The 15436-nt window shown below is 55.6% G+C and carries 14 protein-coding genes; 6 read left to right on the forward strand and 8 right to left on the reverse strand.

Annotation, left to right across the window (positions count from 1 at the left end; all coding sequences use genetic code 11):
• The first annotated feature begins 50 nt into the window (after positions 1-50).
• Complete coding sequence (locus AACX99_RS18145) at positions 51-545, forward strand: helix-turn-helix domain-containing protein (RefSeq protein WP_339413830.1); 495 nt, start codon at positions 51-53, stop codon at positions 543-545.
• A gap of 151 nt (positions 546-696) precedes the next feature.
• Here AACX99_RS18145 and AACX99_RS18150 read toward each other — a convergent pair whose 3' ends face one another.
• From AACX99_RS18150 to hrpB, 6 genes are all read right to left on the reverse strand, one after another.
• Entirely contained in the window at positions 697-1209 is a 513-nt protein-coding gene (locus AACX99_RS18150; protein ID WP_339413831.1) for a hypothetical protein, read from the reverse strand.
• A 130-nt stretch (positions 1210-1339) separates the two neighbouring features.
• Entirely contained in the window at positions 1340-1768 is a 429-nt protein-coding gene (locus AACX99_RS18155; RefSeq protein WP_339413832.1) for a hypothetical protein, read from the reverse strand.
• Between the two features lies 1 nt (position 1769).
• Complete coding sequence (locus tag AACX99_RS18160; protein WP_339413833.1) at positions 1770-3848, reverse strand: integrase; 2079 nt, start codon at positions 3846-3848, stop codon at positions 1770-1772.
• The gene (locus AACX99_RS18165) at positions 3848-5743 is read right to left on the reverse strand and encodes a hypothetical protein (protein WP_339413834.1); all 1896 of its coding nucleotides are present in this window, start codon (positions 5741-5743) and stop codon (positions 3848-3850) included. Before AACX99_RS18165 ends, AACX99_RS18160 begins: the two co-directional genes overlap by 1 nt.
• On the reverse strand, positions 5740-7221 hold the full coding sequence (locus AACX99_RS18170) for a site-specific integrase (RefSeq protein ID WP_339413835.1): 1482 nt from the start codon (positions 7219-7221) through the stop codon (positions 5740-5742). Before AACX99_RS18170 ends, AACX99_RS18165 begins: the two co-directional genes overlap by 4 nt.
• 96 nt (positions 7222-7317) lie before the next feature.
• Entirely contained in the window at positions 7318-9825 is a 2508-nt protein-coding gene (gene hrpB / locus AACX99_RS18175; RefSeq protein WP_339413836.1) for an ATP-dependent helicase HrpB, read from the reverse strand.
• Between the two features lie 166 nt (positions 9826-9991).
• Here hrpB and AACX99_RS18180 point away from each other — a divergent pair, with 166 nt between their 5' ends.
• The 4 genes from AACX99_RS18180 (at position 9992) to AACX99_RS18195 (ending at position 12651) form a co-directional block, all read left to right on the forward strand.
• Complete coding sequence (locus AACX99_RS18180; RefSeq protein ID WP_339413838.1) at positions 9992-10411, forward strand: polyribonucleotide nucleotidyltransferase; 420 nt, start codon at positions 9992-9994, stop codon at positions 10409-10411.
• 127 nt (positions 10412-10538) lie between these two features.
• Positions 10539-11405, forward strand: a complete 867-nt coding sequence (locus AACX99_RS18185; protein ID WP_339413894.1) for a cation diffusion facilitator family transporter — start codon at positions 10539-10541, stop codon at positions 11403-11405.
• A gap of 408 nt (positions 11406-11813) precedes the next feature.
• Positions 11814-12293 carry an Lrp/AsnC family transcriptional regulator gene (locus AACX99_RS18190; RefSeq protein WP_339413839.1) on the forward strand — a complete coding sequence of 160 codons (480 nt, stop codon included), beginning with the start codon at positions 11814-11816 and terminating at the stop codon, positions 12291-12293.
• A 139-nt stretch (positions 12294-12432) separates the two neighbouring features.
• Entirely contained in the window at positions 12433-12651 is a 219-nt protein-coding gene (locus AACX99_RS18195; RefSeq protein ID WP_339413840.1) for a DUF2788 domain-containing protein, read from the forward strand.
• 42 nt (positions 12652-12693) lie between these two features.
• On the opposite strand, the gene AACX99_RS18200 is transcribed toward AACX99_RS18195, so the two are convergent.
• Positions 12694-13260, reverse strand: a complete 567-nt coding sequence (locus AACX99_RS18200) for a pseudouridine synthase (protein WP_339413895.1) — start codon at positions 13258-13260, stop codon at positions 12694-12696.
• 204 nt (positions 13261-13464) lie between these two features.
• Between AACX99_RS18200 and ahr the strand changes: the two genes are divergently transcribed.
• A complete protein-coding gene (gene ahr / locus AACX99_RS18205; protein ID WP_339413841.1) occupies positions 13465-14499 on the forward strand; it encodes an NADPH-dependent aldehyde reductase Ahr in 1035 nt (344 codons plus the stop codon).
• Between the two features lie 78 nt (positions 14500-14577).
• Here the strand turns inward: ahr and AACX99_RS18210 are convergent, their stop codons facing one another.
• Entirely contained in the window at positions 14578-15402 is an 825-nt protein-coding gene (locus AACX99_RS18210) for a hypothetical protein (RefSeq protein ID WP_339413842.1), read from the reverse strand.
• Positions 15403-15436: the final 34 nt, after the last annotated feature.

The raw sequence follows: 15436 nt of genomic DNA on the forward strand, positions 1-15436 counted from the left end.
AAACAAGGTAATGCTATGCCGACAGGATATGTCGCGTCAAAGCTGGCTTTATGCTTCCTTTTCCCGGCGCGATGAAGATGAGCTATAAAAAGGTGTTAGGAGGGGTGATCAGGGACATAAGACTACGTTCGGGACTTACACACGACGCGTGTGCCGAAGTCATCAACGCAACTTACTTGCGTCAGATCGAGAAGGGCTTCAGCGTCATCAGAATCGACACCCTGGTTGCTCTCTGTGATGTGCTTGACGTTTCTCCAAGTCAGGTACTGTTGATTGTCGAAGCACGTCGCGCTGGCAAGGGGGTTGAAGAGCAGCTTGCTGCGAGCAGCAAACGACTTCTCACACTGCTTGATGCTGGGCGCTTTGAGCCTTTTGGCCAGGAGGACGTAGCTAGAGGAATTCGAGGTCAGAAAGCGGATGCTACTCGCGACGAGACGCGACGCTTGCAAGCTGACGGTCTGTCCAAAGCGGAGATTGCACGGAAGCTGGGCGTTACCGTCAGAACGGTTGAGCGATATTGGATAAAGCCGGCAGAGAGTGACTAAGACTCCCGCCCGGCTGCCTCGCGACTTCAACGCAGAATGGGCGCTGTGCTTTTCTATAGAGCGTATTCGGAGAATGCCTCGGTGACCCGGTCATGGCTGGTAATTTCCTGACGCGATGTTGCGGGCACGGACGCTTTCCTTAACTCTACGATTACTGTCCGGAAGCGACATCCCAGAATGTTTGGGCAAATCCTGCATCGTCGGCCAGCAAAAGATCTAGCTTTTCTGAGTAGCGTTTGCCTTCAAAGCTTCGGTACTCGATGAGTAATGGAATCCTCGCTCCAGCTTCCCAATCGCCATCCGTGCCAATTACACCAAAAGCGTTAGTAGCCGATTTACCGTTGGCTAGGACAGGAATGTTTTTGCCTGCAAAGAAGCAGTGCTGAGCATCCAAAGGGATTTCTTGGCTCGATATATCTTTCAGAGCTGCTAAGACAGCTGCTTTGTCCGCTACCAGCGTGATTTCTTTTGCAGGTCGGTTACCGGTGTTCTCGACCACGATATTCAGTGTGATATTGACGTTCCCCCCCTTCACGGTGGTGATGCGAACACTAATGATTGGGCGATTGGTTCTGTGCCAGGACTTCACGGCGAAGGCCAGCGAAGAAATTGCGATCAGCGCGGAGATGCCACTGACGATCAAGGGTACATAAGTCAGATTCATGGAATATCTTCCTTAACTAAGTAGCGTATTGGCTTCCTCAATGCTCGACTAGACAGCACTTTCTGCACGCTCGGCGCCAGTTGGGGCGTGGGTGTAACCCTTCTAACCATCAACCGCCTTGTGTACCAAATTAACCCTTGCCGCGCCTGGGCCCAGGGTTGAGCTCTTTTACGTTACTCAGCTGCTTCACCTGAGCCTCTAGAGAGCGAACTCTTTCAACTAGTTGCACATTCTGAGTCAAGACGTGAAAGAGCTGCTGCTGAGCGATCACAAGCTCTCGCCGAGCCTTATCGACCTTGTCATTGGCGCGCTTTATCTGCATCGCCTTTGAGGCATCCGCAGACCCAAAGCTCTTGCGGTAGGCCTCAATCTGCGCGATCAGAGGCATATGGCTCGGGCGGCTCTTCTTTAAATAGCCCCTGTCGAGACCTGCCTCAAAGCTCACGATACCGGCAGTAATTTTGGTGTGTGGAAGATCGACGTGGCTAACCACGACGGGCTTGCCGGCTTTCAGACGCTCGAAGGCTTCATAACACTTCGCAAGGCCGTTCGATGTCATATCACTCGACGACCTTTACTGAGATGAATCGCTGGTGGAATTTCTTGAAGCCATTCAGTTCAGACTCGACAACTTGATATTCGCCAGTACCCGGCTCTAACCTCTCAAGCAATGCCTCGTCATCAGCTATAGCGCCTTCCAACTTCTCTTTCTCAATGATGCCTTCATCACAGGATAGGCAGCTAACGGCATTTCCTAGCAGATAGGAGTCACATTTGCCGACTGTGGTGCACCCACCAAGCAATGTAGTCCGGTAGGCAATTTTCCCCTCCTTCGCCTGATTCTCTGTCTCCTTCCGATGATCAGCGATATGAATTTCGCCAGCGCCATTTTTTTCGCGTTGGTTCGAGATGTAAGTCCCAACTCCACCGAAGAGAACAGAGCCATCACCGAACGCATGATCAAGGAGATCGTAGGCGATATTCAAGGGAACCCCAGTTTGGTACTCAAACAAAAAATGGTTCTTCGGAAGAACAAATTCCTTCTTATCCTCATCGTAGTATCCAAAAATAGTTTTAAGCTTCTCAAAATTATTGGAGTAATAGCGCGTCATCTGGATCGTCAAATGCTTGAACTGCTTGCGAAGACTCGGAAGAGAAATAAATCCGCTGCTACTACCATAGAACGCAAGTGACCTTCGGAATTGATGGCTGGTAAAACGCCAAGAAGCACCAAGCTGAAACCTCTCATCTTCCGCAAAATTGCGGAAAGGGTCGCTAGCTACTAACTCGGCAAGATCATCATCCTGAAGAGTGTATTTCAGTACAAAATCAGGGCGATGCTCAACCTCATGGAATACCGAAACTTTTGGGATATTAGACTCCTTGAAAGTAACTACAGGACACAAGAACAATGGCATCTTTTCATAATCAACCTTGTAAATACTGGAAAGTGCCCTACAGATAGCTTGCGCCACTTCAACCGCGCGAACCACACACTCAGTAGCTAGCCACGCCGTGGATCGCCGATAACCTGAAAATTTTGTAGTGGTTGAAATTATGCTAACCATCATAGATGAATCAAATATACGTCCTGTTTCGTCAGTCGTAGGAGCGGATAACTCCTCTGCATCCAAACAAGAATATGGCAACCGCATGACTTCCTGATCACGCATCCCAGTGTAGAGATGAATGACGTACTTAAGTATCCACTGCATCCGCATCAAAACCGCACTAACTCCACTGCGATTCGCCATCGCCCACCCACCTATCCCCAACGGCTGAAAATCACCGGTAAGAAGACGATCTAATCCGTGGCTCCGTATAGCTTCCGGAAGGTTTGGTTGCAACGAAAACGATTGCGCCTCAAACCGGCGAATCTGATACTCCTCCGACCATCCATACTGCAAATCTTGGAAACAAGATAAAAACCCCTCAAGAAGATCCTTGTGGGAGTGTAGCAAATCCAAACAATCCCCAAGATCGTTAATGACACCAATATATATTCTCGTTGGAACAATAGGATGTTGATTGTAGATATCTTTTTGAGCACCAAACCCTTCACTAAAAACACCCTTTAGGGCAAAACCGAGCCGTACCTCTCCAATAGCTGCCAAATGAAGTATCAAAGAACGCGTATACGATCTAGTTTGATTATGCACCTTATTAGAGTCCATCCATAACCTATATGCACTTAGATAGGCCGGATTTGAGAAAAGCTGACTTAGGCTCAGCCCCCCTACTAAAGGATTACCTTTCTGACTTAAACAAAACTGGACTGCGTACCTTAAAACTCTTGAGTACGTATAGAGACCCTCTACACTTAGCCTTCCCAAGCGCCCCGATTTCACATAGAAAAAAAGGCAAAAGAGGAGATACCTAACCTCCTCAACCAATGCAGCAGTCTCAGGGGAATCCGAGCTGGGAAAATTATCAAATCGGATCTTAGGTACGAGGTAAGCGCTGAGACGCATCGGGTTGAAATCCCAGCATTGGCCACCATACACGGCAGTGGCATCGCCATTCAAATCTCGACAAAGGACAAAATCACTTTCAGGTCGCCATACTGGATCAACTGGAATACTCAAGGCATCACTTAGATCTGTAAAATCCCCGCCTAGGCCTTCGAAAAAATCTTCCATTAAATATAAATCCCCATTTTCTCGTACCGCTGAAGCCTCTGCTCCCAGAAAGGCGTCAAAATCCCCAAGTCGAACACTTTACTCCTTATAGTCTCAACCAATTTGCACGCCGAGTCAGACCTTTGCGATATCGCATCTAACACAACTTCAATTCGCACAGCCAGATCTTTGAAAGTCTCTTCCGAAAAACTAAACACCGGAGCATTGTTCCTGATTGCATCAATTACGTACTGAAAGCTCGTGAGCTTATGAATGTCTTCCTCATCGGAATGCACTTGATAGTGCTCACAAAACAAGCATCCATATGGAGATTTGCAATCCGGTTCGATGGCAACAACCGGGATATCTTTGCTAGGGTTGTCCATACCCCCACAATGGCCCGTAGCAATTGATACGCTACCCTGCTGATCCGCATCCCTAGCTCTCATTGCAGCCTTTTTAACCGCGCCCCAATAATTTGCAAATTCAACCTTCTGCTCAGAGACACCGATTCCCGAATACGACTCCATGTTTGTTCTGGGGTGGTGATTCATTACTGCGGAAACTAGAAGTGGCGAGTGTTTCAGCAGATGGAGAACGAGACTTTTGTACTTCCGCACACGCAATGGCGGAATATTTTTTGCGGTTGCAGGCAAAAAAGTACCTCTGAGCTTTTTGAAGTATGTAGCGGAAAAATCTAGATTTAGTCGTTCATAGCGCCATGCGCGCCCATCTGAGTCGACCTGCACAGGCCGAAAGAAAAGGTAATCACACTTACGCCCCTTAAGAGTCCATTCTCTAAATGCCAAATACTCCTTAAGAATCTTCATTCCTGCGCCACGCCCGACCGTATAATTAACCTCCAACCCCTTTGCTCTGAGCTTGATAGCAGAAAGTTCCTTTTTAAGCGGCGAACTCACAAGCTCTAATGCATCATCATACAAAAACTGCACTAGCTCACCTGAATTAGCGCCAACAACCAAATTAATCAGACATGCATATGCCTGCATTGCCAAACTGGCTAAACGTTGTCTGGAGAAATGGTACGGATCAGAATTCGCGACCAGTAAATTCTCATGTGCATTAATGACGCTGATCCTAGCCTGCTTCCGATTTAACGTACTTAGCTCGGAAACCTCTTTTATTCGCCCCTCAGCGAAATCATAAGCATTAAATGCAGTAGATGCTTTTGAGTATGGAGTCACAATAGACCCATTAAGAGGATAAATATACGTATGATAGTCTCTTGCATTGAATCGTAACGGGAATGGAGCCCCATCCATTACAAATCTTGAAAAGCACAAGGCAATGCTTAGTGAAATTTCAACATACTCGCTAACGAGATGTTCTTCTGGAGGCTCCAACCCTTCCCTTATGTGCTTAATAGGCTGCACACCTGCCACAATATTTTCGCAACTTTCGGGAAACTGAAGTTGCACCGCCTTTTTCAGTACCCGTTGACGTGCTTGACAGCTAAGCGGCGAAGCGCCATCGGGCTTGAGAATCTCTTGAAAAAGATGGCCAGTAAATTTTGCATAACCAAGCCTTGCAGAATCCGAATTACAAAATACATCTACAAACCCATTAGCATCACACCAATTTAATGCATACTCGAAATTCTTAATATCCGTATTTATGGAGCCTTCAGTAGCACCCGACGTGTAATAAGAGTCAAGCAAAGAAATAATCAGTTTCTTTCGACTTGCAACCAGTGATCTCTCATCGACCCAATAAGTGCCTTTTCGAGGATCTAGCCGCCCTCGGATTGAGTACGCAAACACCCCAACATCCAACGGAATTACTCTGTTAGAAAGCTTCAACGCAAGTGACTGGGGAGACAGAATCGCGTGATCTTGCCCCATATAGGACAACTCAACGACATTGATACTTCTTGCCTTCAAATCTGTCACCATCATTTTTTACCCACCAACAAATCACTATATGAAGAAAATTTGAACAAAACCTCTTCATAACTTTCTTGTGCTCTCATTTTCTCTGGAATCATAGAGAATAACTTAAGATAGTTTTCTGTGGTCTCTCGGCGCTCATGATGCAGGCGCGACTGAATAATCGAGATATCATCTCCCGGCTGCAACGCACCATCTTTTATCCGAGGCAAGAGCAATTGATACAATTGAAACGCAAAAGTTGCCCTTAACCAATGAAAAGTGAAGTCTTTTGGAAAGTCTGCGGACACACTTTTGCGAAGCTTTTCCTTAAGATTATTGGTAACTGCTCCAGTTGGTCGGGATTTGACAAACTTATAGCGCGCATCAGACGATGCCATGTAGTAGCAATTGCACTGTTCCGAGATAAAGACGTACATATCTTCATCAGCAATCCTTTCAAGCTCACTGTATTTCGCGGCGTACGAAGCTTGAAACCCTTGCCGCCTTTTTTTGGCGTGCGGGCTGGAAATGTAGGTCAGCAAGTCTATGGCTAGCTGCTTAGGAACATATAGTGTCTGGGGCTTGTTGTTCTTGGTATCAATTCCAGTGCCCGGCCCAGCTCTTAAGACATAAGTCCCATCAGGCTGCAACTTCCCATCCATCAATACCTGAACGTGCTTCACTCGCAGAGTTAGAATAGTTTGCTTTCGAGCTCCAGTCATGACCGCAAATAGCATTATGAGTCGATCCAGAGCACTCCACTCTTCAGCATTGACCGCCGCCACCACTTCAGCCAACTGCACATTGCTTAGCGGGCGGAGGCACTCGCCTTCATCATCAACATAGCCCATTGGAACGATCTTGCGGCGACTATATGCCTGAGTTTGACTCCTTTTCTCTACGGTAATCCTCTTGGCAAGCCCGTAATCATTCTCCACAAAGAATGATATCTGCTTTACTGAGTCCACTCGCGAAATATCAATCTCGTGCCAGTGCAGTGACACGAACTTATAAAACCGGTACACCGTCCCGGTATATTGGTTCGCGACCTGCGCACCTCGCTCGGGCAATTCCATCAAGTAACGATGGTACTTATAAGTGGGCCGCTGCGGCAGTCGCTTCCCGGAGAAGTCGAGCCAATCGATATTATTGTTTTCACAGAAGATCAAGTAATCCAAGAGCCGGCTAGCTTGACGTCTTGCATCATCTGTAGGGCGAGTTTTAGCGTGCTTATCTTTTACGAGGCCAATGAGATATGAATTAGCCTCAAGCCAAGGCTCACCACTGCGGTGGAAAAGAAAGGGAAGATTAAAAACGCTCCTGGCAACTTCATCGCCAAGTGCCTCGTTTACTTGGAAACCGTTTTGCTCACCATCAGCAGTATGTATGACCGTGGGTACTGATCCGAGGGGTTCTTGCGTGAAGTGCAGATCAGCAAACGCATCCAGCACCTGGGGGATGGTTACCAGTCGACCTTCGTGATCGGGGTTCTCAAACGCGGCCACAAGACTCTCCACTCTGATGATCTGTCAATGAACAACGTTACATGCAGCACTCGCAAGCCTAATTGTCAATCATAGAACGTTACGCGGCCACCTATTCTACGCCACGTCGCGTGATAGCTTCGGGTACCTTCCCTTGAGGTCTTTCTTCACCTCGGCATAGGTACTGCGCCAGAAGTTGGCCAGGTCCTGGGTCACCTGCACCGGCCGCCGCGCTGGCGACAGCAGGTGCAACTTGACCACCTGGCGGCCGCCGGCGATGCGCGGCGTATCAGCCAGGCCGAACAACTCCTGCAAGCGCACCGCCAACACCGGCGGCTGTTCGCTGTAATCCAGACTGATGCGCGAACCGGAAGGCACCTGCACGCTGCGCGGCGCCAGCTCATCGAGACGCTGCGGCAACGGCCAGGGCAGCAGATTCAGCAGCAAGCTGGGTAAATCTAGGTTGGCGAAATGGCTAAGCCGGGTGACGTTATCCAGATAGGGCTGCAGCCAGTTCTCCAGCGTATCCAGCAAGGTGGCATCATTGACATCTGGCCACTCGCTGACGTCCTTACTGGCCAGATCAAGCGTACGCAGCAACGCCACCCGCGCTTGCCATTGGCGCAGCTCCGGCGTCCAGGGCAGCAGCGCCAGACCCTTGCGTCGCACCAGGCCAAGCATGGCGCGGCTGCGCTGTTGTGCATCGTGCCCGGTGAGTGCCTCACGCGACAACACCAGCTCACCGACCTTGCGCTGGCGTTCGGCCCTTAAAGCGCCTTCGCGCTCATCCCAATCCAGCACGTCCAGGTTGCTGACCTGCTCGGCCAGCACGCCCTCGAACAACTGCGGCTCCAGCTCGGCGGCCAGGTAGATGCGTTCTTCACGCTGGCCCTGACGGCTGCCTAGGTCAGCCACCACCAGCCAGCTGTGTTTCATCAGCCCATCGACCTCGGCAAACAGCGCCGCCCGACCGTTGGCCAGACGATATTCAGCGCCCCCGGCACGGCGCTGCTGGGCGATGCGGTCCGGGTAAGCGAAGGCCAACAACGCGCCCAGCCAACGCGGGTGTTCGGGATCACTGACCGCCTGCGGGCTGGGCCTGCGCTTGAGGTATCCCTGAAATTGCCGGGCCAGCTGCCGAGCGCGCTGCACGCCACTTCGGGCGGCGTTCCGCTGCGCACCGCGAGCAGCCCGCGACTCACCTGCCAGCAAAGCCAGGCGACTGTAAAGATCGGCACCCGCGCCACGCAGAATGTCGCGCTCGCCGAGCAATGCCGCCAGATCGCAGGCCAATGGCCCCAGGCCCAGTTCTTGGCCGCGCAGCAGCAGATGGGCGATACGTGGATGAGTCGGCAGTTCGGCCATGGCCTGACCGTGAGCGGTCAGTTTGCCCAGCGCATCCACCGCGCCCAAACGCGCGAGCAACTCCAAAGCCTGGGCATAAGCGGCGGCAGGGGGCGGATCAAGCCAGACCAGCTCGGCCGGCTGCACACCCCAGCGCACCAGTTGCAGGGCCAGGCCGGCGAGATCAGCCTGGAGCATTTCCGCCGTGCCGTAGGCCGCCAATTGCTCATGCTGCGCCTGCGACCACAGGCGATAGCAGACGCCCGGCTGCAAGCGCCCGGCCCGGCCGCTGCGCTGGGTAGCAGAGGCACGGGAGATGCGCTGGGTGTCCAGGCGGGTCATGCCGCTGTTCGGGTCAAAGCGCGGCACCCGCGCCAGGCCGGCATCGATCACCACACGTACGCCATCGATGGTCAGGCTGGTTTCGGCGATATTGGTCGCCAGCACCACCTTTCGCAGGCCCGGCGGTGCGGCTTCGATGGCGGCGCGCTGGGCACTGAGGTCCAGCTCGCCATGCAACGGGCAGAGCAGAATATCGCGGCGCCCGGCCAGGGCCTCGGCCAGCTGTTCATTGACCCGGCGAATCTCCGCCTGCCCCGGCAGAAACACCAGCAGGCTGCCCGGCTCATCGGCCAGCGCCTGCAATACGCATTGCAGCACCTTCGGCTCCAGCCACTCGCCCGCCTGCCAGGGCGCGCCCCAGCAGATATCCACGGGAAACATCCGCCCTTCGCTGCGCAGCACCGGCGCATCACCCAGCAAACCCGCCAACCGCTCGCCTTCCAGGGTCGCCGACATAAGCAGCACCTTCAGCGGCAGTTCGCCAGAGTCCGCCCCGCGAAACATTGCCCGACCATTGAGGCACAGCGCCAGCGCCAGATCAGCATCAAGACTGCGCTCGTGGTACTCATCGAAGATAACCAGGCCGACGCCTTCCAGCGCCGGATCATCCTGCAGGCGCCGAGCCAGAATGCCTTCGGTGACCACTTCGATACGGGTACGCGGGCCGACCTTGCTGTCCAGGCGGATGCGATAGCCAACGGTTTCCCCCACCGCGTCCCCCAGCTCGCTGGCCAACCGTTCGGCCGCCGCCCGAGCCGCCAGCCGCCGCGGCTCAAGCATGATGATGGTCTGCCCGGCCAGCCAAGGCTGGGTCAGCAGCGCCAGCGGCACACGGGTGGTCTTGCCGGCACCGGGCGGCGCTTCCAGCACCGCCTCATCACGCAGGGCAAGGGCCTGACATAGCTCAGGCAGCAGCACATCGATTGGCAGGGAATTCATGCGGGCTCCATTCAAGGCGCAGGATTATAACGGCGAACCTGTAGAGCATTGGCGCTGTCTGAATGCTAGGTATGACTGCGCGAAATTGCGCTGGCAGCGCCTGACGCAGCGGCATTGCAATACAGGCATTGGTATAGTTGCGCCACTTTTTCCATGGAGATGTTCAATGCGCACCCAAACCCGCGTTATCGGTGGCCTTATCGTCGCCGCGCTGCTCACTCAACTGACCGCCTGCGGCACCCTGTTCTTCCCGGATCGCCGCGGCCAGATCGAAGGCCGCATCGACCCCATGGTGGCCGGGCTCAACGCAATCGGCATCCTCTTCTATGTGATTCCGGGGCTGATCGCCTTTGGTATCGACTTCGCCACCGGCGCGATCTACCTGCCCGGTGGCCTGACCTCGCAGGTTGACCCGCAAGACCTGCAGAATGTGGTGGATGCTGACGGCAAGATCGACCCGCTCAAGCTCAAGGCGCTGATCGAAGTGCAGACGGGCCACAGCCTGCCACTGGATGACCCACGCCTGATCCAGCACAGCGGCAGTGCCGAACAACTGGCGGCCTACGGTCTGCGCCCCGCAGCCTAAGCAAGGCATCAACAAGCCCGAACCAAAAGCCCGTTTTCCGACGGGCTTTTGTTATTTAACGCTAGCCTTGGCAGAACTCGCCCATTCTGGATAGCCCGTGAACATACAGCCGCAACACGCCCGCCTGATGCGCCTGGCGACCTTCGCTGCGCTGGCGGCTGCGCTCACTTTGGCACTGGCCAAAGCCATTGCCTGGTGGCTCAGCGGTTCAGTCAGCCTGTTGGCGGGGCTGACTGACTCGCTGCTCGATGGCGCGGCCTCGCTGCTCAATCTGATCGCCGTGCATTACGCGCTACGCCCGGCTGATGAGGACCACCGCTACGGTCACGGCAAGGCCGAAGCGCTGGCCGGTTTGGGTCAGGCGTTGTTTATCGGCGCCAGCGCGTTGCTGGTGGGCAGTCACGCCGTCGACCGCCTGCTTAATCCCGAACCGCTTGGCGCACCGGCCTTGGGCATCGCGGTGATGCTGCTGTCGCTGGCGGTGACCATCGCCCTGCTTCTGTTCCAGGGTCATGTGGTGAAGCTGACTGGCTCCACGGCGATTCGCGCCGACTCGCTGCACTACCGCTCGGACCTGCTGCTCAACAGCAGCATCCTCCTGGCATTGCTGCTGGCCAGTTACGGCTGGCCGCAACTGGACGCCATCTTCGGTATCGGCATTGCCCTGTATATCTTCTGGAGCGCCATCAGCATCGTCCGCGAAGCGGCCACCGTACTGATGGACCAGGAGCTCGACCCGCAGATCAGCGCGCAGATGCACAGCCTGGCCTGCGCCGTGCCCGGCGTGCTGGGCGTGCATGACTTGCGCACGCGCCTCTCCGGCACCCACTGGTTCGTCCAGCTGCATGTGGAGCTGCCGGGCGAGCTGAGCCTGCAGCATGCCCACGGCCTGTGTGATCAGGTTGAAGCGGCGATACGCAGCGAATTCCCCCGCGCCGAGGTACTGGTGCATGCCGACCCCAGCAGCGTGGTAAAGCACGCGCCAGCCCAGTAAAGGACAACGAACAGGTAACAAAAAATTGCCTGGAGCAATTTTTGACGTCGCGAAGCGGCGGCCCGCAGGGTGTCCGCCAAGGATGGCGGACACAAAAAAGGGGAAGGCCTGCAGGCCTTCCCCTTTTTTGCGTGTCCGTCATTGTGGCGATGGTAACGCCTTTTCTTCGCCTACCTGGTTGGGCAGAGCGGACCCGGGTGCCGTGACGATCCGGTGGGATCGGCGGCGACCGCTCACCTGATTGGGCGAGGCGGCTGGACGTGTCGTCCGGGCCTTGAAGTTGAGGTAAAGCTTACGCCCGCAAGCGCAGTGAAAGATTGCGAATATTGCTGATATACCTACTACTTGCGCAATTAATCACCACAAGCGCATCATTCAACACAATCAAATAACGAAAGCATGGCAAAGATGAACAGACTTGATCGCTACGACCTGAATATCCTCGCCGAATTGCAGCACGACGCCACGCTGTCCAACCAGGACCTGGCCGAACGCATCGGCCTGTCGCCCTCGCCCTGTTCGCGGCGAGTCAAACAACTGGAAGATGATGGCTATATCCTCGGCCAGGTCGCCCTGCTCGACCGCAAGCAGCTCGGCCTGACGCTGACCGCCTATGTGCTAATTGGCATGGACAAACACACTCCGGAACGCTTCGAGCATTTTCAGGAAGAAATCCGCAAATGCCCGCAAGTGCTCGAATGCTGCCTGGTCACCGGAATGGACGCGGACTACCAACTCAAGGTGGTGGTACCGGACATGGATCACTACCAGAAACTGTTGCTGGGCACCCTGACCCGTATCGAGGGGGTTTCCAGCGTGCGTTCCAGCTTTGTGCTGCAGCAGATCCTCTCCAGCACCCAGCTGCCGCTGCAGCACCTGCGCGACTGATCGCCGCACCCTCGTAATGCGCGGCTGGCAGGGCCGCCCACGGCGCGTATAATCGTGCCCCTCTGGCGAGCGTCACCGCGCCCGCCTACGCATCGATTTTCGGCACCCAGCCGAGCACCTGCAGGTTCACGAGGCCCGAATGGAAACCGAACAGTTCGAATCGCTGATGATGTACGCGCTGGTCGGCGGGCTGATGGTGTTTATGTTCTTCATCATCTGGGACCTGGCGAAAACCTCCAAAGCCGGCCGCCTGGGTACGGCGATCCTGTTCCTCGGCCTGGGCCTGTGCCTGTTTGCCTTCCTGGCCAAGCCGATCATCACCTATATCATCGAGGCGACGCGCGGCATCCACGGCTGATTACACTGTCCCACGCAGGGGCATCGCGGCGCTCAATCCATCCTACAAACGCGCGTCGGCCTCTTTCCACTCGCCGGGCTGCAAGCCGTCCAGGCTCCAGGGGCCGATACGCACCCGCACCAGACGCAACGTCGGCAGGCCCACCGCCGCAGTCATACGCCGTACCTGACGGTTGCGCCCCTCGCGAATCACCAGTTCCAGCCAGGCGGTCGGAATGCTTTTGCGAAATCGCACCGGCGGGTTGCGCTCCCACAATTCGGGCGTGTCCAGGAACCGTGCCTCGGCTGGCAGGGTCGGGCCGTCATTCAACTGCACGCCATCACGCAGCTGCTGCAATTGCGCTTCGCTCGGATCGCCCTCCACCTGCACCCAGTAGGTTTTCGCCAGCTTGTGCTTGGGGTCGGCGATGCGCGCCTGCAGACCGCCGTCATTGGTCAGCAGCAGCAGGCCTTCGCTGTCGCGGTCCAGCCGACCAGCCGGATAGACGCCGGGTACATCGACAAAGTCCTTGAGGGTGGCGCGGCCCTGGTCGTCGTTGAACTGGGTGAGCACATCGAACGGCTTGTTCAGCACCAGCAAACGTGACTCGGCAGGTGGCGCCTTGGCCACACGGCGTACAGCAGGTTTGCCGCTGTGCGGACGAGGAGACACAGGGCGAGGTGGGCGCGACATAGGCAATCCAGGTAAACCGTACAAGACGGCCAGTGTAACCGAGGCCAGGGTTGGACTATCAGGCTGGGTTATGCAGGGACATTTATCGGGCAGCTACAGCTATGCTGGCTGAGTTCAGCCATCCGTCCCGAGGCCATTGCTATGAGTTCGTCCGAATCCATCGTCGACACCTTTACCGGCTGGGCTGCCAAAGCCCCCGGCGCGCCCCTCGAACCGCACAGTTATGACCCCGGTCCGCTGGGCGCCGAAGAGGTGGAAGTGGCGGTGGAATACTGCGGCATCTGCCACTCCGACCAGTCGATGATCGACAACGAATGGGGTAACGCGCGCTACCCCTTTATCCCCGGCCATGAAGTGGTAGGCACGGTAGTGCGCCTTGGCCCGCAAGCGCGCGGCTTGAAGCTCGGCCAGCGGGTGGGCATCGGCTGGTACAAGGGCAGCTGCATGCATTGCAGCTCGTGCATGGAGGGCTCGCATCAACTATGCGGCACGGTAAAACCGACCATTGTTGGCAGCAACGGCGGTTTCGCCGACCGTTTGCGCAGCCACTGGGCCTGGGCCGTACCGCTGCCGGACGGCCTCGACCCGGCGCTGGTCGGCCCGCTGTTCTGCGCCGGCTCCACTGTGTTCAGCCCGCTGCTGGATTTCGATGTAAAACCCACCGACAAGGTCGGTGTGGTCGGCATTGGCGGTCTCGGTCATCTGGCACTGGGCTTTCTCAATGCCTGGGGCTGCGAAGTCACCGCCTTCACCTCATCGCTGAGCAAACAGGACGAAGCCAAGCGCTTGGGCGCACACAAGGTAGTCGCCTCCACCGACAGCGCTGCGCTAAAAGCGATTACCGGCAGTCTGGATTTCCTCCTGATCACCGCCAGCGCGGATCTGGACTGGAACGCCATGCTTGCCACGTTGAAGGGCAAAGGCCGGCTGCACTTTGTCGGCATCGTGCCCAGCGCCATCCCGGTGCACGTATTTAGCCTGATCCCCAAGCAGAAGAGCCTGTCCGGCTCCCCGGTCGGTTCACCCGCCAACATGGCGAAAATGCTGGAGTTCTGTGCCCGCCATCAGATCCTGCCGCAGGTCGAGCACTTCCCCATGAGCAAGGTCAACGAAGCCATCGACCATCTGCGCGCCGGCAAGGCACGCTATCGCGTGGTGCTCGACGCCAGTAAGTAGTCGTACGGGCCGATCAAGCACATTGATCGGCCCGCCGCGCCCTACCAACTCGCAAACAGCAACAGCCTGCCTCTTCCCCTACGGCATCTGCGCCTGAACTGAAAGCTCGCCCTGCGGCACCTGCACAAGCCACTGACGCAGCCGGCGCGATAACCACAGTTCAACGCCCACCAGCGCGAGCAGCAGACCTAGCAGCACCAGCAGGGTCAGGTAGAACGGCTTGAGCACTTGAGCTAGTTGACGCTTGAGCAAACCCAACAGAAAGTCGGCCTGAAACAGTTGCTCAACGCGTGCATCGAGCACATCGAACACCACCTGGCGGTCCACTCCGATGTATTTATTAGCCTGCTCCACGGCCGTATCGCGCACCGCTGCGCTCAGCAGGCTGGCCTGCAGGTAGTCGAACAACTTCAGGCCGATACGCTCGCTCAACGAGGCCTCCTCCAGCTGCGGCGCACGGGCCAGAAGCTGCGCTTGCAGGTACTGGGCAGCCATATGATTAAGGACGGCTTGCACACTGCTGCTCTGCAGTTCGCGCGTCATGACCTGCTGATCTTGAGCCTGCAAAAACGTGGAGAAGTCCTGCCAGACACCATCCGCCACACCTTGTACCAGCGGTGCATAACTGTCCAGATGGCGATGAACCTGTTGCTGGCCGCCATAGAGCAGACCCGCCTGCACGCCGAGAAAGGCGCCACTCACAGGCAACAGCAAAAAGTACAGTTTGAGTAGCCAGTGATGCCAACGGTTGCGCCGCACCAGCCAGCCTCGGCGCTGCAATTGCAAGGTCAACAGCAGCCCAACGACAGCACCGAGCAGCAGACCGAGACAACTGTAGCCAAATAGGGGTAGAAAACTGAAAGGCTCCCATAAGCCTTCAAGTAGAACCTGGGCCTGATCCATGAATGCAACATTCCTTGTCATATTTGCCGGACGC

The organism is Pseudomonas sp. EA_35y_Pfl2_R5, from assembly GCF_963970805.1.
Lineage (GTDB): Bacteria > Pseudomonadota > Gammaproteobacteria > Pseudomonadales > Pseudomonadaceae > Aquipseudomonas.